This is a genomic window from Neobacillus endophyticus (genome assembly GCF_013248975.1).
Classification (GTDB): domain Bacteria; phylum Bacillota; class Bacilli; order Bacillales; family Cytobacillaceae; genus Neobacillus; species Neobacillus endophyticus.
This window is the reverse complement of record NZ_JABRWH010000001.1, coordinates 3,223,316-3,244,328: the sequence shown is the minus strand read 5'-3', so window position 1 is coordinate 3,244,328 and position 21,013 is coordinate 3,223,316. Positions and strand designations below refer to the sequence as shown.

Genomic DNA, 21,013 nt, shown 5'->3' with positions numbered 1-21,013 from the left:
ACCTTTTTTATAAGAGTGAACGTACAAACTCTCTTGTTTCTCTGTCAACTTCTTGAATAAGCTTTAAGCTAGGGTGTTCTATTACTTGATGAACGCTCAATGCCTTTTCAATTAAATCTTCAATTTGTAAAAAACGAATTTTCCCGTTCAGAAAGGCTTCGACAGCTACTTCATTTGCAGCATTTAAAACGGTTGGCATTGTGCCGCCTATTTCCCCTGCTCTGTAGGCAAAATCCAAACAGCGAAACCTTTCAAGGTCCATATCCATAAAATGGAGTTTTCCAACTTCCGAAAGGTTCAAGCGATTTCCCGAAGGAAGAGGCAGCCGATCCGGGTACGTCAATGCATATTGAATGGGGACCCTCATATCTGGTGTTCCTAATTGAGCTATTACACTTGTATCATGAAATTCAACCATGGAGTGAATAATACTTTCTTTATGGAGCAGCACATCAATTTTATTATAAGGGATATTGAACAGCCAGTGAGCCTCAATCACTTCAAGACCTTTATTCATCATTGTTGCCGAATCAATGGTAATTTTAGCCCCCATCGACCAGTTTGGATGATTAAGTGCCTCTTGAACGGTGACTGTTTCCAAGTCTTGACGTGGTCGGTCGCGAAAACTCCCGCCGGACGCTGTCAAAATTAAACGCTCAATATTCTTTTCCTTTTCGCCCTGTAATGCTTGAAAAATGGCAGAATGTTCACTGTCTACTGGTAGAAGGGATACTTGATTTCTTTTGGCCGCTTCCATTACTAAATGTCCAGCAGTTACCAAAGTTTCCTTATTGGCTATCGCAATTGTTTTACCACTTTCAATTGCCTGTAATGTAGGATCCAAGCCTACACTTCCAAGAACAGCATTAACAAGTATGTCAGCGTCTTTATATACAGCGACTTCTATTAATCCTTCATCACCGAATGTAAACCTCACATGTGGAAACTCTGCTTTTAATGTATTACAAACATCTTTACTTTGTACAGAAACTAGCTTTGGTTGAAATTCGATTATTATTTTCCGAGCTAAATCAATATTTTTGCCAACTGAAATGGCGGCTAATTGAAATTCTTGAGGATGCTCTCGAATAATTGCCAATGTCTGTGTGCCGATCGAACCAGTTGCACCCATTAAACTTATTGTTTTCAATGAAGTCCACTCCTAAACGAAAAGCTAAAAAACCCTTTGATATTGCAAATACATGGGAAAGCTTTTTACCAAAGGTGAAAAAAATGTAACAAGGGCCAGACAAATAATAAACTGTCGAAACGGTCCAGAATTCCTCCGTGTCCAGGTAAAATAGTTCCTGAATCCTTCACATTAAAATGTCGCTTGAATGCCGATTGTACAAGGTCACCAATTTGTCCAAAAACAGATAATACAGCAGTGATTCCCATTAAAGTTACAAATGAAGCATGGATCTGTGAAAAGATTGCAAATAAAATAGCAACTACAACGGCACAAACCACACCGCCAATAAAACCTTCTATCGTTTTATTAGGACTGATTTCCGGCCATAATTTATTCCTGCCAATTGCTTTCCCAATAAAATAGGCGCCAGAGTCAGTTGCCCAAATCATAAATAGCGAATAAAAAATATATACCAATCCCGCATCACGCGTCTCCATAAAGGAGTAAAATCCTATTCCAACATATAGGACCGAAAAAATGGAAAACGCAGCATCTTCAAAATTAAAGCTATTTTTCGTAATAACGGTATATGCCAGTAGCAGCAAAATAAAAGCAATCCCCAACTCTTCCTTGGAATAATAAAAGTTTACTGCTGCTTCATATTTTTCTGGGAAAATGATCACCCAGAGAAATCCCAATGAAAGAAAACCATTTATTGAAAATATATTCATCTTTTTCATTTTTAATAATTCATAAAGTCCAACACTTGCCATTAAATAAGTCAAAATAACAACCGGAAGGCTGCCATAAAACACAATCGGTAAAAATAGTGCTGCAGCTACGACTGCTGTTATAATCCTTTGCTTCATTAAAAGTTCAACACCTTTTTTGTTGTAAACAGGGTAGGATAATTCAAATGTTTTTTTATTTAAACTAGGATATCCCGAATTTAGACTCCACCAAATCTCCGTTGACGTTTTTGAAAGGCTTCTATTGCTGTAAGTAAATGTTCCTCGTTAAAATCCGGCCATAATACGTCTGTAAACAAAAACTCCGAGTAAGCAAGCTGCCATAGCATAAAATTACTAAGTCGAATTTCACCACTTGTCCTAATCAAGAGATCCGGGTCCGGTAAATTCGCTGTCATTAAATAGGAAGAAAAGCTAGATTCATCTATATCTGATTCCGTTATCATTCCATTTTGAATATCATGCATTACTTTCTTTACGGCATCCAGTATTTCAGCTCTGCTCCCGTAATTTAATGCAAAGTTTAATATTAAACCATTATTATTTTTGGTTGCTTCCATTGCTTTTTCAATAGCATTAAGTGTATGTATTGGCAATTGTTCTTTATAACCCATCATTTTCACTTGAACATTATTTTCAATTAATTCCGGCAGAAAGGTGCCTAAAAATTCCTCAGGCAGCTTCATAATATATTCTACCTCATTTTTCGGGCGTTTCCAGTTTTCGGTAGAAAAAGCATACAATGTCAAATATTTCAAACCAAGTTCATTGGCCAGCATTGTCGTCTTTCGTACCACCTTCATCCCTTCATGGTGACCGGCTATACGGGGCAAGGCCCGTTTCTTAGCCCAGCGGCCGTTTCCATCCATAATAATGGCAACATGTTCAGGGACAGGCAGTTTTTTAATTTTTTCTATGTGATCTCGGAGTGTGGAAGAGTTATTTTGGTTCTTCCAAAGTTTTATTTTATTTAACATAACATTACTCCTCCAAATAATTAATCATTTCCTCCGAAATTAATCTGTTCCAGTGAATCCATTGTACTAATATGTAAAGGAAAATAATAGTGTATCATAACATGTTTTTATCATACCAAAAAAGCAGGAATATATCTCTACCAAATAACTTATGCCAAATATTAATAAATAACGCATAATTTCCTTTTACCCTGTAATTCTTATCAATTTCTAAATAAAGGCCATAAATAGTGAAAAACCCCCTAAAAAGAGGGTCTTTTAGATCATTAAACTTCCATAATTTCTTTCTCTTTATCTTTAGTGATTTGGTCAATCTTGTTGATATGATCATCCGTAATCTTTTGAATGTCCTCAGAAAATCCACGAAGGGCATCTTCTGTAATTTCACCATTTTTCTCAAGTTTCTTTAACTCATCATTAGCATCACGGCGAATATTTCGAATAGCCACTTTTGCTTCTTCTGATTCTTTTTTAACAACTTTAACAAGCTCTTTACGGCGCTCTTCCGTTAATTGCGGGATAGCAATCCGAATAATCGAGCCATCATTTGATGGATTAAGGCCCAAATCTGATTTAAGGATGGCTTTTTCAATTTCACCCAGAATAGATTTATCATATGGCTGAATAACAAGCAATCTTGCTTCAGGTGTTGAAATCCCTGCAAGCTGATTGACTGGTGTTGGGGCACCGTAATAATCTACAGTAATTCTATCTAACAAAGATGCACTTGCTCTGCCTGCACGAATGCTTGCAAGTTCCCTCGTATATGCTTGAATTGCTTTTGTCATTCTATCTTTTGCTGAATTAATGACTTGTTTTGGCATTAGTTTTTCCCCCTAACGATAGTTCCAATTTTTTCGCCCATAACAGCTCTTTTAATATTTCCTTGTTCCATAATAGAGAACACAATAAGCGGAATATCATTATCCATACATAATGAAGAAGCAGTTGAATCCATAACTGCCAAACCTTCCTTCAATACGTCTAAGAAAGATAAATCTTCATATTTGGTAGCTGTAGCATCTACACGTGGGTCGGCAGAATAAACGCCGTCTACATTATTTTTTGCCATTAAAATGACTTCAGCATCAATTTCTGCAGCTCTTAAAGCAGCTGTCGTATCCGTTGAGAAATATGGATTTCCAGTTCCTGCCGCGAAAATAACGACCCGCTTTTTCTCTAAATGCCTCATCGCTCTTCGTCTAATATATGGTTCTGCGACCTGGCGCATCTCAATGGAAGTTTGAACCCGAGATTCAATGCCTAATTGTTCCAAACTATCTTGAAGAGCTAAGGAATTCATGACTGTTGCAAGCATTCCCATATAATCCGCTGTTGCCCGATCCATACCCATTTCACTGCCAATTTTACCGCGCCAAATATTGCCGCCGCCTACCACGACAGCAACCTCTACTCCAAGATCTGCGATTTCTTTTACCTGAATGGCAATGGATTTAATAACAGAAGGCTTAATACCAAAGTCTGAATCACCGGCAAGTGCCTCACCGCTCAATTTTAAAACAACACGTTTGTACTTAGGACCACTCATATAAACCTCCAAAAGTAAGCTATATTACCTTGAAAAATAGGGAACACACTGTGTCCCCTATTCAAAATTATATTACAGTAACATTCCTTGTAACAAAATTCAAAATTGTTTACCTGGAATCGCTGTTTATTTTTTATTGACTTGATTCATAACTTCTTCAGCAAAGTTATCTTCGCGCTTTTCAATACCTTCTCCAACTTCGTAACGAATAAACTCACGAACCTTAGCACCTTTAGATTCTACAAACTGACGTACTTTTTGGTCAGGGTTTTTAACGAATGTCTGGTCAAGAACACAAACGTCTTCAAAATATTTACCAAGACGGCCTTCAACCATTTTAGCTACGATGTTTTCTGGCTTACCTTCGTTTAATGCTTGTTGAGTCAATACTTGACGCTCATGTTCTACTTCTTCTTGTGATACTTGGTCACGAGAAACATATTTTGGATTTAATGCAGCAATATGCATGGAAATATCCTTCGCAGCATCTGCATCTGTTGTGCCTTCAAGAACTGTTAACACAGAGATGCGTCCTCCCATGTGAAGGTATGCACCAAATGCATCGTTATCAGTCTTAGATACTACTTCAAAACGGCGAAGAGTAAGTTTTTCTCCGATTTTTGCAATTGCAGCGTTAATGTGGTCAGCAACATTCGCTCCATTATCCATTGTTTGAGCTAGAGCTTCTTCAACAGAAGCTGGTTTGTTTTTAAGAAGATGTGCTGCAAGCTCTTTAACAAGAGTTTGGAAGCCTTCGTTTTTTGCAACGAAATCTGTTTCAGAGTTAACTTCAAGAATCACTGCATTATTACCATCAGTTACAATAGAAGTTAAACCTTCAGCAGCGACACGGTCAGCTTTCTTAGCTGCTTTCGCAATCCCTTTTTCACGAAGGTAGTCAATTGCTTTTTCCATATCACCATTTGTTTCAGTTAACGCTTTTTTACAATCCATCATTCCAGCGCCAGTTTTTTCGCGTAGTTCTTTTACCATTTGAGCAGAAATTGCCATTTTAGGATCCTCCTTATAATACTATGTATTTCTAGCTTAGCCATTGCTAGCTTTAATAAACCTTATTTTGCATGAGAAGCAATAAATTGGCTTCTCATTTTCTTTAAAAAAAGGTGATATAGGGTGCTCCCTCCTATCACCTTTTTATACTTACTACCTTTTAAATTAAGCTTCTACCGCTACTTCTTCACCTTGTTTTGCTTCAAGGATTGCATCCGCCATTTTAGCAGTTAAAAGTTTAACTGCACGAATTGCATCGTCATTAGCAGGAATTACAACATCAATTTCATCCGGATCGCAGTTAGTATCAACAATACCTACGATAGGAATATTTAATTTTTTAGCTTCAGCAACAGCGATGCGCTCTTTACGAGGATCGATGATGAATAATGCATCTGGAAGCTGTTTCATATCTTTGATGCCGCCTAAGAATTTTTCAAGGCGTTCTTGTTCTTTTTTCAATTGAACAACTTCTTTTTTAGGAAGTACATCAAATGTGCCATCTTCAGCCATTCTTTCAATATCTTTTAAACGTGCAATACGTTTTTGAATGGTTTCAAAGTTTGTTAATGTACCACCTAACCAACGGTGATTTACATAGTACATACCAGAACGGATCGCTTCTTCTTTAACAGAATCCTGTGCTTGTTTTTTTGTACCAACAAACAGCATTGTTCCTCCGTTAGCAGAAAGATCTCTTACCCAGTTGTAAGCTTCTTCAACCTTCTTAACTGTTTTTTGAAGGTCGATAATGTAAATGCCGTTACGCTCAGTGAAGATATATTTCTTCATTTTTGGGTTCCAACGGCGTGTTTGGTGTCCGAAGTGTACACCAGCTTCAAGCAATTGTTTCATTGAAATTACTGACATGTTTGTTCCTCCTAATGGTTTTATGTTCCTCCGCCCATTTCATCTTTACACAGAAACTTAATAATAAGCACCAACTGTATAAATCCATGAACGTGTGTATTAACACCATGAAATAATATAGCATAAATCTGTTATAGAAATCAAGTTATCATTAGGAAAAAAAATCCCCAGCAATTGCTGGGGATTTTTCACTAAACTTAATTTGATTTCAATTTATCAAGCTCAACAAGGAATTTATCATTTAGTACCTTGATATACGTTCCTTTCATACCAAGTGAACGTGATTCAATAACACCGGCACTTTCTAATTTTCTTAAAGCATTAACGATTACTGAACGTGTAATACCTACACGGTCAGCAATTTTTGAAGCTACTAATAACCCTTCATTACCATTAAGTTCTTCAAAAATGTGCTCAATTGCTTCAAGTTCACTGTATGATAATGAACTAATAGCCATTTGGACTACAGCCTTGCTTCTTGCTTCTTCTTCGATTTCTTCTGATTTTTCACGTAAAATCTCCATACCAACAACTGTTGCGCCATATTCAGCTAAGATTAGATCATCGTCATGGAACTTCTCATGTAGTCTTGCAAGAATTAGAGTTCCGATCCGCTCTCCTCCGCCAATAATTGGGACAACCGTTGTCAGCCCTTCACGGAATAAATCTCTATTTTCTACTGGAAAGGCAGTATATTCACTTTCGATATCAAGATTTGATGACGTTTCTTGAATATTGAATAGACTTTTTGTATATTGCTCAGGAAATTGACGATCTTCAAACATTTTTTTCATTCTCTCGTTTTCAATTTGCTGATAAATCGAAAATCCTAACAGTTTTCCGCGGCGGCTTACGATATAAATATTGGCTTCAATTGTTTCACTTAAGGTTTCGGCCATTTCTTTAAAATTAACAGGTTTTCCTGCTGCTTTTTGTAATAAAACGTTAATTCTTCTAGTCTTTGTAAGTAAATCCATCTGTTTCTTCCTCCTAAATGCTGCAACCATTATTAAATTTTTAATTGACGCTGATAAGTTATAACATATATTTCGAGTGAATGAAATGTTTAAATTACTTTTTTGGCTAGTATTTCTATAAAATAAATTGACTTAGATCTTTATTTTTTGAAATCGCACCAAGTCTCTCATCCACATATTGCGGTGTAATCGTTACTTTCCCCATTGAAATATCCGGCGCTTCAAATGAAAGGTCTTCCAATAGCTTTTCTAAAATGGTATGAAGCCGTCTTGCTCCAATATTGTCCGTATTCTGATTCACCTCAAATGCAATTTCGGCAATCCTATGAATAGCATCGTCAGAAAATTCAATTTCTATACCTTCCGTTTTCAATAATGCTTGATATTGCTTAATTAATGCATTATCCGGTTCAATTAATATTTTAAAGAAATCTTCAACTGTCAATTTTGTCAATTCGACCCGAATTGGAAAACGGCCTTGAAGTTCTGGAATTAAATCAGACGGTTTAGCCATATGGAATGCACCAGCTGCAATAAATAATACATGATCTGTTTTTACAGGTCCGTATTTTGTCACGACTGTTGACCCTTCAACAACTGGTAAAATATCCCTTTGAACACCTTCTCTTGATACATCAGCAGAAGCCCCGCCTGAATTACGGCTGGCTATTTTATCAATTTCATCGATGAAAATAATTCCTGTTTGCTCTGCACGATAAACAGCTTCGGAAGTGACCTCATCCATATCAATCAGCTTTGAAGCCTCTTCACTCGTTAAAACCTTCCTCGCTTCACGAACTGTCAGTTTTCTTTTTTTGCGTTTTTTAGGCATAAAACTGCTAAGTGCATCTTGCATATTCATTCCCATCTGTTCAATGCCGGAGCCCTGCAGTAAATCGAACATAGAAGGTGCTTGTTCTTCGACCTCAACTGTCACAATTTCATCTTCCAGTTGACCAAGAGCTAACTTTTCTTTAACGATTTTTCTCTTTTCCTGTATAGAATAATCTTCAAGATCGTTTTCTTGTTCAGAAGAGGAATTCCCGCCGCCGAATAACATTTCTAATGGATTTTTATAATTGTTGGACTTTTTAGCTGAGGGTACTAGCAATTCAATCAGCCTGCTATTGGCATTTTCTTCTGCCCGTTCCTTTACACTTTGCATTCGTTCCTCTTTCACTAAACGGACAGCAGTCTCGGCAAGATCACGTACCATTGATTCTACATCACGACCCACATAGCCCACTTCAGTAAACTTTGTAGCCTCTACCTTCACAAATGGCGCACCAACCAGCTTGGCAATTCTCCTGGCAATTTCGGTTTTCCCTACCCCAGTTGGACCAATCATTAGAATATTTTTAGGTATAATTTCGTCACGCATTTTTTCATTTAATAAGCCCCGTCGATATCGATTTCTAAGAGCTACCGCAACCGCTTTCTTTGCGTCCTTTTGGCCAATGATATATTGATCGAGTTTCTCTACGATTTGCCGGGGGGTTAAATTGGTTGTTCTACCCATTTATTTAAGTCTCCTTCCCGTTATAGCTCTTCAACAATAATGTTGTGGTTTGTATAAACACAAATTTCCGCTGCGATTTCCAAAGATGCTTTGGCAATTTCTTTTGCTGATAAATGTTCGCCGGCATACTTTTTCAGAGAGCGCCCAGCTGCAAGTGCATAATTGCCACCAGATCCAATCGCCAGAATTCCATCATCTGGTTCAATTACTTCTCCAGTACCCGAAACAAGCAATAAATTTTCACGATCCATCACAATGAGCATGGCTTCAAGTTTTCTTAATACTTTATCACTGCGCCATTCTTTTGCAAGTTCCACTGCCGCACGCTGAAGGTTACCATTATATTCCTCCAACTTACCCTCAAATAACTCAAAAAGAGTAAAAGCATCAGCAACAGAGCCGGCAAAACCAGCTAATACTTTTCCATTAAATATTTTTCTCACTTTTCTCGCTGTATGTTTCATCACAACCGCATTACCAAACGTAACCTGGCCATCTCCAGACATTGAACATTCACCGTTATGATGGACGGCAAAGATCGTTGTAGCGTGAAACTGACTCATACTCCCACTCCTCCTTTATGGAGTTTTCACGTATTTAAAAAACCACTAAATTAAAGATGTAAATGTCCAATTGTATATTTTGAGTTTACATGAGCAATTTGTAAATACTCGATCAATAACTTTAGAAAAATATTCACATTTATCATGCTATTTTCTACATGGGCTACTAAATCGTAACACACTTCAAAAACGCTTGCAATAAATTTTACAAAACCTTCACAAAGTTCTGAATTGTTTCTAATGCTCGTTCAGCGTGCTGCAGATTTCTTTCCTGTTTTCCTTTTATTTTAACTGGCAAATCTGGAAATAGACCGAAATTTGCATTCATTGGCTGAAAATGCTTTGCGTTAGTAGTTGTAATATAATGAGCCATACTTCCAATGGCCGTATCAACTGGAAATTCCACCGGCTCCATTCCATTTACTAAACGAGATGCATTTATACCGGCAATTAATCCGCTTGCTGCCGATTCAACATACCCTTCAACTCCAGTCATTTGGCCTGCGAAAAATAAATCGTCACGATTTCGGAATTGGTAGGTAGCTTTGAGAACCTTTGGCGAATTGATAAAGGTATTACGATGCATAACACCATAGCGAACGATCTCTGCATTTTCTAATCCTGGAATTAACTGGAATACTTCTTTTTGCGCTCCCCATTTTAAGTGTGTTTGAAACCCAACTAAATTAAAGAGAGTTCCTGCAGCATCATCCTGTCGCAGCTGAACAACAGCGAAGGGTCTTTTTCCTGTTTTAGGATCCTCCAGACCTACTGGTTTTAATGGACCAAACAACATTGTTTTCTTGCCCCTTGCTGCCATTACTTCGATTGGCATGCAGCCTTCAAAGAAAATTTCTTTTTCAAACTCTTTCACAGGAGCCGTTTCAGCAGAGATGAGTGCCTCATAGAAACGATTAAACTCCTCCTCTGTCATCGGACAGTTTAAATAGGCTGCTTCCCCTTTGTCATACCGTGACTTTAAATATACTTTATCCATGTTAATACTGTCTTTTTCGATAATCGGTGCTGCTGCGTCATAAAAATAAAGGTATTCCTCCCCCGTTAATCCCTTCAGCTTTTCTGAAAGTTCCGGGCTCGTTAACGGTCCTGTTGCAATAATAGTAGGACCCTCAGGAATATCTGTAACCTCTTCATTTATTACGGTTACATTTTCATGATTTCTCACCATCTCCGTAACTTTAGCAGCGAATTCATGCCGGTCAACAGCTAGGGCTCCTCCTGCTGGTACAGAACAGGCGTCTGCAGCTGCTATAATAACAGAATCGAGTTTTCTCATTTCCTCTTTTAAAACACCTACTGCATTTGTCAGTGTATTGGCTCTTAACGAGTTGCTGCAAACTAGTTCTGCAAATTTATCTGTATGATGGGCTGGTGTTTGCTTCACTGGCCTCATTTCATAAAGTCGTACTTTCACACCGCGATTAGCAGCTTGCCAAGCCGCCTCACTGCCAGCGAGCCCTGCCCCTATTACATTTATAATCATTTTTTCCATTTAGTACCTCCTGAAAAACTTACGTGTAGACCATTTATAAGAAAATATAAATTAAACTGCGGATAATTATACCTTTCCCTCATTTAAGTCCATCTTGCATTGTACTATACGAAACGAAAAGAAAAAAGTTTTTTTAGTCAAAAAGACATAATGAAAAGAGTGGAGAGAGCCCCACTCTTAAGCTTGCTGTTCTTCCTTGTAATCACATGCAGTACACTGAACCTGAACTCCCTTTTTTAATTTTTTCTCAACAAGGAGCCCTTCGCATTTAGGACAGCTTCTTGGAAGCGGTTTATCCCAAGATATAAAATCACATTCCGGGAAGCGGCTGCATCCGTAGAACAATCTTTTCTTCTTACTTTTTCTTTCAATAATGGTACCTTCTTTACAGTTTGGACAAGTAACACCGATTTCTTTCACAATCGGTTTGGTGTTTCGGCAATCAGGGAAATTGCTGCAGGCCATAAACTTTCCATAACGCCCCATTTTAAAGACCATTGGATTGCCGCAAACCTCACAATCTTCGCCAGCTGGTTCATCTTTAATTTCAACTGACTGCATCTCTTTTTCTGCTCTTTCCAGATGGATGGCAAAGTCTTTATAAAATCCATCAATGATCTTAACCCATTGAACCTTGCCTTCTTCAACATCATCTAAGCCTTGTTCCATTTTGGCGGTAAATTCCACATCAAGTATATCGGGGAAAAACTCAACCATTAATTCATGTACAATTTCACCTAGTTCAGTCGGTACAAAGCGCTTATTATCAAGAGCAACATAACCGCGATTTTGGATTGTATCCAAAGTTGGGGCATATGTGGATGGTCGGCCGATTCCCAGTTCTTCAAGTGTTCTGACCAACCTTGCCTCCGTATACCTTGGCGGTGGCTGTGTGAAATGTTGTTTCGGCTCAATGTCCTTTTTAAATACTTCATCCCCTACCGATAATTCCGGCAGTAATTTATCTTTTTTCTCCTCAGATTGATCATCTGTGCCTTCTACATAGAGCTTCATAAAACCTGGAAATTTAATTTTAGATCCTGTTGCCCGAAACAGTGCATTGCCGTTTTGTAAATCCACACTCATTGTATCCATTACTGCTTGCGCCATTTGGCTCGCTAAAAACCGTTCCCAAATTAATTTATATAACCTGAATTGATCTCTGGAAAGAAACTCCTTCATGCTATCTGGGGCGCGTAGCGTGCTGGTCGGACGGATTGCTTCATGAGCGTCTTGGGCATTGGCTTGTTTTTTATCTTTCCTTTGCTCTTCCCGCAAATAATTTTCACCGAATTCAGAGCGAATATAGTCAGCAGCTTCTTTTTGTGCTACTTCCGAAATTCGGGTGGAATCCGTTCTCATATATGTAATAAGACCAACGATTCCCTCTTTGCCCAATTCAATTCCTTCATACAACTGCTGCGCCAGCATCATTGTCTTTTTGGCACGAAAGTTTAATTTTCTTGCTGCTTCCTGCTGCAAGGAAGACGTAATAAATGGCGGAGCCGGATTACGTTTACGTTCTTTTTTTGTTACTGCTGTAACGGTAAATTTATTTCCGTTAAGCCCTTGCAAAATGCTGTTTACATCTTCTTCCGATTTCAGCTCTGATTTATTCCGTCCCACCAAAGCATAGAAGTCCGCACTGAATTGGTTCTTTCCTTTTAGAAACTCACCTTCAATCGTCCAATATTCCTCGGGAACAAAAGCTTTTATCTCTTTTTCCCGGTCAATGATCAAACGGACAGCTACGGATTGAACACGTCCCGCACTTAAACCTTTTTTTACTTTTTTCCATAACAACGGGCTAATATTGTAGCCTACAAGGCGATCCAATATTCTTCTTGCTTGCTGGGCATCTACTAAATCCATATTAATTGGCCGGGGATGTTTAAAGGATTCTTTTATTGCATCCTTAGTGATTTCATTAAAAACAACGCGGCAATCCGAATTTATATCGAGATCCAAGCTATGCGCTAAGTGCCAAGCAATAGCTTCCCCTTCACGGTCGGGGTCGGCTGCGAGATAAACTTGTTTAGCCTTTTTGGCTGCTGTTTTTAATTCCTTCAATACAGGACCCTTACCACGGATGGTAATATATTTCGGTTCAAAATTATGTTCCACATCGACGCCTGTTTGACTGCGCGGCAAATCGCGCACATGGCCCATTGATGCTTTTACTTTATATTTTTTCCCAAGGTAACGTTCAATCGTTTTCGCTTTTGCTGGCGATTCTACGATTACAAGAAAATCTGCCATTTACAAGAATCCTCCTTAGAGGGAAAGTGTGAAGCGTCTAGAATCGGCAAAAGCCTATTACTAAGATGCTTGCCTAATGAGTAGTGATCCTAACCCAGAGTTTAGTTACTGAATTGGAATATTACTTAATAAAAATGACTATCCCAAATTTATATGCGAAATACTTATTCTGTTTACTTTTTCCATTTATTCTTTTTTTCGAACATCTGTTGGAAAATGTATAACATATTACAAATAATTTCAACCTTTTTATGCTATTTTTCTTCATTTATGCAAAAAAAACCTGCAAAACATGAAAATTTTCGTGTTTTTTTAATTAAATTTATAGGACATTTCATCTAAAATATCTTTGGCAGTCGTTACTAATTTGGCTCCTTGTTGGATTAACTCATTTGCTCCATTGGAATTTGGATTAAATATACTTCCAGGAAGCGAAAATACTTCTCTGCCTTCATTTAAGGCATAATTTGCGGTGATTAGCGACCCGCTTTTTCTTTTTGCTTCTATAATAAAGGTCCCATAGGAAAGGCCGCTAATAATTCGATTCCTTGCAGGAAAGTGCCATTTTAGAGGTTTTGTATCAGGAGGATATTCTGAAACAATCAGCTGAGATTTAAACATTTCCAAAGCAAGGCCCATATTTTCGTTTGGATATATATGATACAGTCCTCCGGCAATGACTGCAATCGTTTTGCCTCCATTTTTCATAGCTGATTCATGTGCAAGGGCATCAATTCCCTTTGCCAGGCCGCTGACAATAACAACACCGCTGCTAACCAATTCAGGAAATAACATTCGAATTGCATTTTTCCCATATTGTGTAGCCTGTCTTGAACCTACCACTGCAAGTTTCGGCTCCTTTTCCAAAAGGGTGATTTCTCCTTTGGCAAATAAAGCCCAAGGAGGCTGATAGATTTCTTTTAGATAGGATGGATATAGATCATCAAATACAGTGATAATCTCAATTTCCTGCTTTTTATATTGCTGGATTTGCTCGTTAAATTTCTCGGGATTCAAGAATAGATTAGAAGGGTTTTGGATGAGGGGGAATAAATTTAATTGTGAATCGTTAACAGGGAGAAAGGGATCAAAATAGTTTAGCTCCGGATCCATTTTTAAAATCCGAAAAATGTCATTCCATGAATAATAAGGATCATGCAACAGAGCAATCAGTTTTTCTTTAAAATCATTCATAACCAATCCTCCAGATATGTTTTAAGTGGAAATGTTTAATTCAGGCAACTCTTATAATATTCATCAATATGCTTTAACATAGTCAATACAAATAGCCCCTCATATTTTGAGGGACTATCTGTTGCCATCTGGTTGCAGATTTTTTAGTGAGTTTTACATTTTTCGTATAATCCTTGTTCCTTAAGAACTTCGATTAACGTTTCTCCCATTACAGATGGAGTTTCAGCGACTTTAATTCCACATTCATTCATTACACGGATTTTTTCATCTGCTGTACCTTTTCCGCCAGAAATAATCGCACCGGCATGTCCCATGCGCTTTCCTGGAGGTGCAGTACGCCCACCAATGAAGCCAACAACAGGTTTAGTCATGTTTGCTTTTACCCATTGAGCTGCCTCTTCTTCAGCTGTACCGCCGATTTCACCAATCATAATCACTGCATATGTTTCAGGGTCTTCATTAAACGCCTTTAAAACATCGATAAAGTTCGTACCATTTACCGGGTCACCGCCAATACCAACAGCAGTTGTTTGACCGATTCCTGCTTGAGTTAATTGATGTACAGCTTCATACGTTAGTGTACCAGAGCGGGAAACAACACCGACATGGCCTTTTGTATGGATATAGCCAGGCATGATACCGATTTTGCACTCATCAGCAGTAATAACTCCTGGGCAGTTAGGACCGACAAGACGTGTCTTCTTGCCTTCCATATAACGTTTTACCTTCACCATATCAAGTACTGGAATATGTTCTGTAATACAAATAACAAGATCTAATTCCGCATCAACAGCTTCAATAATGGAATCTGCTGCAAATGGTGCTGGTACATAAATAACAGACGCATTTGCACCAGTAGCTTCAACAGCTTCTTTCACAGTATTAAATACAGGTACTCCTTCAACCTCTTGTCCGCCTTTACCTGGTGAAGTACCGCCGACAATCTTTGTACCATATTCAAGCATTTGTTTAGTATGGAAACGGGCAGTACCGCCTGTTATCCCTTGAACAATAACTTTCGTATCTTTATTAATAAAAACGCTCACGTTAATTCCCCTTTCTTTCGATCCTATTTCACTAATGAAACGATTTTTTGGGCGCCATCGGCCATGGATTCAGCAGCAATGATGTTTAAGCCTGACTCAGCAAGAATTTTCTTACCTAAATCTACATTTGTTCCCTCTAAGCGAACTACAAGCGGAATAGACAATCCTACCTGCTTGGCTGCCTCAACTACACCCTCAGCAATAACATCACATTTCATGATTCCGCCAAAGATATTAACAAAAATACCTTTAACGTTTGGATCAGAAAGGATAATTTTAAATGCTTCTGTTACTTTCTCTGCAGTCGCACCGCCACCGACATCAAGGAAGTTTGCAGGGTCGCCGCCATAGTGCTTAACGATGTCCATTGTAGCCATTGCAAGACCTGCTCCGTTAACCATACATCCAATATTACCGTCAAGGGCAATATAGCTTAAATCATATTTTGATGCTTCAATTTCTTTTGGATCCTCTTCTTCAAGATCACGATATTCTAAAACATCTTTTTGACGATACAATGCATTGGAATCAAAGTTTAATTTCGCGTCCAGCGCCATAACTTTGCCATCGCCAGTCACCACTAATGGGTTAATTTCAGCAATAGAGCAATCGTTGTCAACATAGGCATTGTATAAGCCAGTCATAAACTTAACAGCTTGATTAATTAATTCTGTTGGAATATTGATATTAAACGCAAGCCGGCGTGCCTGAAATGGCATTAATCCAAGTACCGGATCGATTTCCTCTTTGAAAATTTTCTCAGGCGTATTAGCAGCTACTTCTTCGATTTCAGTTCCGCCTTCTTCAGACCCCATTAGTACAACACGTGAAGTTGCACGGTCCAATACTAACCCGATATAATATTCTTTTTTAATATCACAGCCTTCTTCGATTAAAAGGCGCTTAACTTCTTTTCCTTCAGGACCGGTTTGATGTGTAACCAGTGTTTTCCCGAGTATTTCACTTGCATATGTACGAACCTCATCAAGATTCTTCGCAACTTTTACACCGCCAGCTTTCCCCCTGCCGCCAGCATGGATTTGCGCTTTTACAACACATACTTGTGTGCCTAGTGATTTAGCTGCCTCTACCGCTTCTTCCACTGTAAATGCGACTTTTCCATTTGGAACCATTACCCCATATTTTCTGAGGATTTCTTTCCCCTGATACTCATGGATATTCATTTCCCATCCTCCTAAATCATACTCTTCAAAAAATTGACTCCGTTTTCATTGTATATAATGTCCCATACCTTGTCCACCAATAAGTAATAAATTATCTTATAAAAATAAAGCACCATTAGGGTAAATGATATATAAACATTTTTGGTCAAAATTACCTCAATATCTACTTTTTAACTATAATAAAAAAATAACAGGCATTTACCTGTTATTCAAAAATTCCCCATATCAAAGAGTGTTGGTTGAAGCCATTCTTTAATTGGCGAAAAAGTTTTACGGTGATATGGTGTAATCCCATGTTTTTCAAGTGCAAGCAAATGCTCCTTCGTTCCATATCCCATATTATGCCGAAAACCGTATTCGGGGTAGATTAATCCTATTTCTTTCATCAACTCATCCCTAGCTACTTTTGCCACAATAGAAGCAGCTGCAATCGATACACTATTAGCGTCCCCCTTTATAATAGATTCCGAAGGATAGGGGGTCTCTAATCTCATGGCATCAATCAATAATGCATCCGGGCCGGAAGATAGAGTTAAAATAGCTGTTTTCATTGCTTTTTTAGTAGCCTGATAGATATTGAGTTCATCAATTTCCTCCGCACTAACCATAGCAACGCTGAATGCAACAGCTTCACGTCTAATGATTTCGTTATATTCATTACGTTTGGCTTCAGACAGCTTTTTAGAATCATCAATACCTGCTAGAAAAAAGTTTTCTGGCAATATAACCGCAGCAGCTACTACAGGGCCAGCAAGAGGCCCTCTGCCCACTTCATCTACGCCAGCAATAAGCTGAAAACCCTGAGCCTGCATTTTACGTTCATAATATGTCATAGCCTCAAACTTAGCTTTAAGTTGTTTCGCTTGCTCCTTTTGTTTTCTCCACCTGGCAAGCAATGTTTGAACCCCTTTTCGATCATCTTTTTCCAGTTCCAAGATAAAAGGATCAGACTCTTGAATTTCAGCCATACGTTCTGTTATTTGAGCTATAGATAATGGTTTCATTTTTTTCACCTAATTACATAGTAAAACTCCCACTAACGGGGAGCAAGTTAAATCTTATTCCAGTTCTTGAACGAGAAAGTCCGCGGGCTTTTCAAATGTAAGAGGACCAAATTTCTCTCCTCTTATTTCCCTTATGACTAATTCTGCAACTTTATCATAATCAACATTAGCACCACCGGTTAAACAACCCCTTAGCTTACCAATATGATCAAATAATTCAACTACATCATCAGGGATATCAGTAAATTTATACCGTTCCTTTAAGCGGCCCTCATATTCACGTTCCAGAAATCTTAATGAATGTATGGAGAGATCCTGCAGATTTAACAAAGTATCCTTTATTGCCCCGGTAATCGCCAATTTCATACCAACCTCTTGGTCTTCAAATTTTGGCCATAGAATCCCAGGAGTATCAAGGAGCTCCATTTCCTTTCCCACTTTAATCCATTGCTGCGATCTAGTTACGCCCGGTGTATTACCGGTTTTGGCGATATTTTTCTTTGCTAAACGATTAATAAGGGTTGATTTCCCTGCATTCGGAATCCCCACTATCATTGCCCGTATCGCTCGCGGCTTTACCCCTTTGGCCTTTAATCGGTCGAATTTCTCCTTTAAAATTTCTTTTGAGGCTTGGACAATTTCCTTCATTCCTTCTCCTGCTTGAGCATTAACAGCGAGCGCTTTAATACCCTGTTCTGCAAAAAAGGCAATCCATTCCTTTGTTGCCTCTTTATCAGCCATATCTGCCTTATTTAAAAGAACAAGTCTTGGCTTATGCTGGATTATTTCATCAATCATTGGATTTCGTGAAGAGTAAGGAATTCTAGCATCCAATAATTCAAAAATAATATCCACTAATTTTAATTTCTCTGTAACTTCTCTGCGGGCCTTTGCCATATGCCCAGGAAACCATTGGATCGTCAAAGCCATCACCTCCTTAAAAGCGTAAGCGCCTTTTTCAGGCGCCTATGTTTAATCATATCTATTTCATACTCACAATGTGAGCGTCTTTTGGCGGCCAATACACAATCGTCGCTTTACCTATTACTTTGCTCATAGGAATGGCGCCAATATGGCGACTGTCTTTACTAAATCGACGATTATCTCCCATTACAAATAATTCACCTGGCGGTACTGTATCACGGCCAATTTTTTCTTTCAATGTAAACGGCTCAGTCAGCGGTCCATCTGTTACCTGCTTTTTATAATCATCTAAATACGGCTCTTTATAGGATTTACCGTTTATATATAATGTATCATTCTTATATTCAAGCTTGTCTCCCGGGAGACCAATAATACGCTTTATGTAATCTTTCCCTTCAGGTGCATGGAAGACAATGATATCAAAACGATGCGGTTTCCCTACCGTATATGACAATTTATTGACAATCATTCTGTCCTGATCCTTTAATGTCGGCATCATAGAAAGGCCATCAACTACAATTGGAGCAAATAAAAAATATCGGATTACTCCCGCCAAAATGACAGCAATGAGCAGTGCTTTCGTCCATTCCCATAGTTCATTTTTCTTTTTTATCGTCATTCTTTGTCCCACCAATCTTAGCAAAAAATATCTATATTGCCTATTGTACATAACTTCTTTCTATTTAACACGATGGGAAAAACTTTTTAATCAAACTTTAATAAACTAGGGATAAGATTTATAATAATGGGAACTGTATAAAAAAAGAGCTTGCATCGCAAGCTCTTTTCTTAAATTAGCGAATTTCTTTAATACGAGCTTTTTTACCACGAAGGTTACGTAAGTAGTAAAGTTTCGCACGACGTACTTTACCGCGACGAATTACTTCAAGCTTCGCAATTTTCGGTGTGTGAATAGGGAAAGTACGTTCTACGCCTACTCCATAAGAAACTTTACGAACAGTGAAAGTTTCGCTGATTCCACCACCACGACGCTTAATCACAACACCTTCAAACAACTGGATACGCTCGCGAGTTCCCTCGATAACTTTTACGTGAACACGTACAGTATCTCCAGGACGGAACGCAGGAAGGTCAGAACGAAGTTGTTCTTTTGTGATTTCTTCAATTAATTTATGCATCGTTTTCAACTCCTTCCAACAGATGCTCATGCACATTTTACTTAAAGTGTTGCAGCGGAACATCGTTATAAGACCAAGTCTGATATGATATCAGCTCAAGTCACAAGTAGTATAATAACATAATTGACAAGTACTCGCAATACTACTCAAAATCTTTTTTTATTTCCTTCAGCCATTTTTCCTGTTCAGGCGTCAATTCTATTTTTTCTAATAAATCAGGTCGTCTTTCAAGCGTCCGTTTTAGCGCTTCTTTATTGCGCCATTCTTCTATCAGTTTATGATTCCCCGATAACAGTACATCAGGCACCTGCATGCCGCGAAATTCAGCAGGCCTTGTATAGTGAGGATGCTCTAAGAGCCCCGTACTGAATGAATCTTTCATATGCGATTCCTGATTACCTAATACCTCAGGAAGCAGGCGAACAACGCTGTCGACAACGACCATTGCTCCAAGCTCTCCACCTGTCAAAACGTAATCTCCAATCGAAATTTCATCTGTTACAAGGTGCTGTCGAATTCGTTCATCATATCCCTCATAATGTCCGCAAATAAAGATAAGATGATCTTCTTTAGCCAATTCTTCTGCTAGTTTTTGGTCATGACGCTTACCTTGCGGGCATAGAAGAATGACCCTTGGGCTTTTGCTTTTGGCATTTTCTTTTAAGCTTGCAACAGCGTCAAAAATAGGCTGCGGCATTAATACCATTCCGGCACCGCCGCCATATGGGTAATCATCAACTGTAGAATGCTTGTTATCGGCATATTCGCGAAAATTGACGACATTGTATTGAACTGCCTGTTTTTCAGCTGCCTTATGTAGAATTGATTGTCCAAATACTCCAGAAAACATTTCTGGAAAGAGCGTGAGGATATCAATTTGCATCATGACAGCAGCCCTTCCATCGGATCAATTAAGATGACTTTTTCTTTAATATCCACTTTCTTGACTACATCTTGAATATAAGGGATTAAAATTTCTTTGCCCCCTTTGCCTTTTACCACCCATACATCATTTGCACCTGGTGTAAGAATTTCCGTTACTTTTCCAATTTCTTCTCCACGTGTAGTCGCCACAAGACAACCAATGATTTCATGAAAATAATATTCATCTTCCTCAAGGTCCGATAATTGAGATTCCGGCACCTTCAATATACCTTCACGTAACTTCTCGACATCGTTAATATTTTCATAACCCTCAAAAAAGAGCAAATCGAAATTTTTATGTTTTCGATGGCTTTTCACAACTAATTCAATCGGAGTATCTGATTTTGGTAAAAACAAAAACAGATGATTCCCTTTGTTATAGCGTTCTTCTGCAAAATCCGTTTTGGAAATAACCCGAACTTCTCCGTGTATTCCGTGGGTATTAACAATCTTCCCTACATTAAACCATTTTTCCATCA

At 38.4% G+C, this 21,013-nt stretch carries 21 protein-coding genes; all 21 read right to left on the bottom strand.

What is annotated here, in order from left to right:
- Positions 1 to 7 precede the first annotated feature (7 nt).
- Positions 8 to 1,150, bottom strand: a complete 1,143-nt coding sequence (gene dxr / locus HPT25_RS16040; protein WP_173066192.1) for a 1-deoxy-D-xylulose-5-phosphate reductoisomerase — start codon at positions 1,148 to 1,150, stop codon at positions 8 to 10.
- 65 nt (positions 1,151 to 1,215) lie between these two features.
- On the bottom strand, positions 1,216 to 2,001 hold the full coding sequence (locus HPT25_RS16035) for a phosphatidate cytidylyltransferase (RefSeq protein WP_173066189.1): 786 nt from the start codon (positions 1,999 to 2,001) through the stop codon (positions 1,216 to 1,218).
- Positions 2,002 to 2,081: 80 nt separating this feature from the next.
- Entirely contained in the window at positions 2,082 to 2,858 is a 777-nt protein-coding gene (gene uppS / locus HPT25_RS16030; RefSeq protein WP_173066186.1) for an undecaprenyl pyrophosphate synthase, read from the bottom strand.
- Between the two features lie 266 nt (positions 2,859 to 3,124).
- Positions 3,125 to 3,682, bottom strand: a complete 558-nt coding sequence (gene frr / locus HPT25_RS16025; RefSeq protein WP_173066183.1) for a ribosome recycling factor — start codon at positions 3,680 to 3,682, stop codon at positions 3,125 to 3,127.
- Complete coding sequence (pyrH, locus tag HPT25_RS16020; protein WP_173066180.1) at positions 3,682 to 4,407, bottom strand: UMP kinase; 726 nt, start codon at positions 4,405 to 4,407, stop codon at positions 3,682 to 3,684. Before pyrH ends, frr begins: the two co-directional genes overlap by 1 nt.
- A 126-nt stretch (positions 4,408 to 4,533) precedes the next feature.
- The gene (gene tsf, locus HPT25_RS16015) at positions 4,534 to 5,418 is read right to left on the bottom strand and encodes a translation elongation factor Ts (protein WP_173066177.1); all 885 of its coding nucleotides are present in this window, start codon (positions 5,416 to 5,418) and stop codon (positions 4,534 to 4,536) included.
- 165 nt (positions 5,419 to 5,583) lie between these two features.
- Positions 5,584 to 6,288 carry a 30S ribosomal protein S2 gene (gene rpsB / locus HPT25_RS16010; protein ID WP_173066174.1) on the bottom strand — a complete coding sequence of 235 codons (705 nt, stop codon included), beginning with the start codon at positions 6,286 to 6,288 and terminating at the stop codon, positions 5,584 to 5,586.
- Between the two features lie 197 nt (positions 6,289 to 6,485).
- Complete coding sequence (gene codY, locus HPT25_RS16005; RefSeq protein ID WP_173066171.1) at positions 6,486 to 7,265, bottom strand: GTP-sensing pleiotropic transcriptional regulator CodY; 780 nt, start codon at positions 7,263 to 7,265, stop codon at positions 6,486 to 6,488.
- A gap of 115 nt (positions 7,266 to 7,380) precedes the next feature.
- Positions 7,381 to 8,784 carry an ATP-dependent protease ATPase subunit HslU gene (gene hslU / locus HPT25_RS16000; protein WP_173066168.1) on the bottom strand — a complete coding sequence of 468 codons (1,404 nt, stop codon included), beginning with the start codon at positions 8,782 to 8,784 and terminating at the stop codon, positions 7,381 to 7,383.
- A gap of 20 nt (positions 8,785 to 8,804) precedes the next feature.
- Positions 8,805 to 9,347: an ATP-dependent protease subunit HslV gene (hslV, locus tag HPT25_RS15995; RefSeq protein WP_173066166.1), complete on the bottom strand. Its 543-nt coding sequence runs from the start codon at positions 9,345 to 9,347 to the stop codon at positions 8,805 to 8,807.
- 205 nt (positions 9,348 to 9,552) lie between these two features.
- A complete protein-coding gene (gene trmFO / locus HPT25_RS15990; protein WP_173066163.1) occupies positions 9,553 to 10,860 on the bottom strand; it encodes an FADH(2)-oxidizing methylenetetrahydrofolate--tRNA-(uracil(54)-C(5))-methyltransferase TrmFO in 1,308 nt (435 codons plus the stop codon).
- 177 nt (positions 10,861 to 11,037) lie between these two features.
- The gene (gene topA / locus HPT25_RS15985; RefSeq protein ID WP_173066160.1) at positions 11,038 to 13,119 is read right to left on the bottom strand and encodes a type I DNA topoisomerase; all 2,082 of its coding nucleotides are present in this window, start codon (positions 13,117 to 13,119) and stop codon (positions 11,038 to 11,040) included.
- 312 nt (positions 13,120 to 13,431) lie between these two features.
- Positions 13,432 to 14,313, bottom strand: a complete 882-nt coding sequence (gene dprA, locus HPT25_RS15980) for a DNA-processing protein DprA (protein ID WP_173066158.1) — start codon at positions 14,311 to 14,313, stop codon at positions 13,432 to 13,434.
- A 143-nt stretch (positions 14,314 to 14,456) separates the two neighbouring features.
- The gene (gene sucD, locus HPT25_RS15975; RefSeq protein WP_173066156.1) at positions 14,457 to 15,359 is read right to left on the bottom strand and encodes a succinate--CoA ligase subunit alpha; all 903 of its coding nucleotides are present in this window, start codon (positions 15,357 to 15,359) and stop codon (positions 14,457 to 14,459) included.
- Between the two features lie 23 nt (positions 15,360 to 15,382).
- Positions 15,383 to 16,543 (bottom strand): ADP-forming succinate--CoA ligase subunit beta, encoded by a 1,161-nt coding sequence (gene sucC, locus HPT25_RS15970; RefSeq protein ID WP_173066153.1) that lies wholly within the window; start codon positions 16,541 to 16,543, stop codon positions 15,383 to 15,385.
- A 209-nt stretch (positions 16,544 to 16,752) separates the two neighbouring features.
- On the bottom strand, positions 16,753 to 17,547 hold the full coding sequence (rnhB, locus tag HPT25_RS15965) for a ribonuclease HII (RefSeq protein ID WP_173066150.1): 795 nt from the start codon (positions 17,545 to 17,547) through the stop codon (positions 16,753 to 16,755).
- 54 nt (positions 17,548 to 17,601) lie between these two features.
- Positions 17,602 to 18,471 (bottom strand): ribosome biogenesis GTPase YlqF, encoded by an 870-nt coding sequence (gene ylqF, locus HPT25_RS15960; RefSeq protein WP_173066146.1) that lies wholly within the window; start codon positions 18,469 to 18,471, stop codon positions 17,602 to 17,604.
- 58 nt (positions 18,472 to 18,529) lie between these two features.
- The gene (gene lepB, locus HPT25_RS15955; RefSeq protein WP_173066143.1) at positions 18,530 to 19,090 is read right to left on the bottom strand and encodes a signal peptidase I; all 561 of its coding nucleotides are present in this window, start codon (positions 19,088 to 19,090) and stop codon (positions 18,530 to 18,532) included.
- 175 nt (positions 19,091 to 19,265) lie between these two features.
- On the bottom strand, positions 19,266 to 19,610 hold the full coding sequence (gene rplS / locus HPT25_RS15950; protein ID WP_173066140.1) for a 50S ribosomal protein L19: 345 nt from the start codon (positions 19,608 to 19,610) through the stop codon (positions 19,266 to 19,268).
- Positions 19,611 to 19,752: 142 nt separating this feature from the next.
- On the bottom strand, positions 19,753 to 20,496 hold the full coding sequence (trmD, locus tag HPT25_RS15945) for a tRNA (guanosine(37)-N1)-methyltransferase TrmD (RefSeq protein WP_246277201.1): 744 nt from the start codon (positions 20,494 to 20,496) through the stop codon (positions 19,753 to 19,755).
- Positions 20,493 to 21,011: a ribosome maturation factor RimM gene (gene rimM, locus HPT25_RS15940; RefSeq protein ID WP_173071194.1), complete on the bottom strand. Its 519-nt coding sequence runs from the start codon at positions 21,009 to 21,011 to the stop codon at positions 20,493 to 20,495. The genes trmD and rimM overlap by 4 nt, the downstream gene beginning before the upstream one ends.
- Positions 21,012 to 21,013 lie beyond the last annotated feature (2 nt).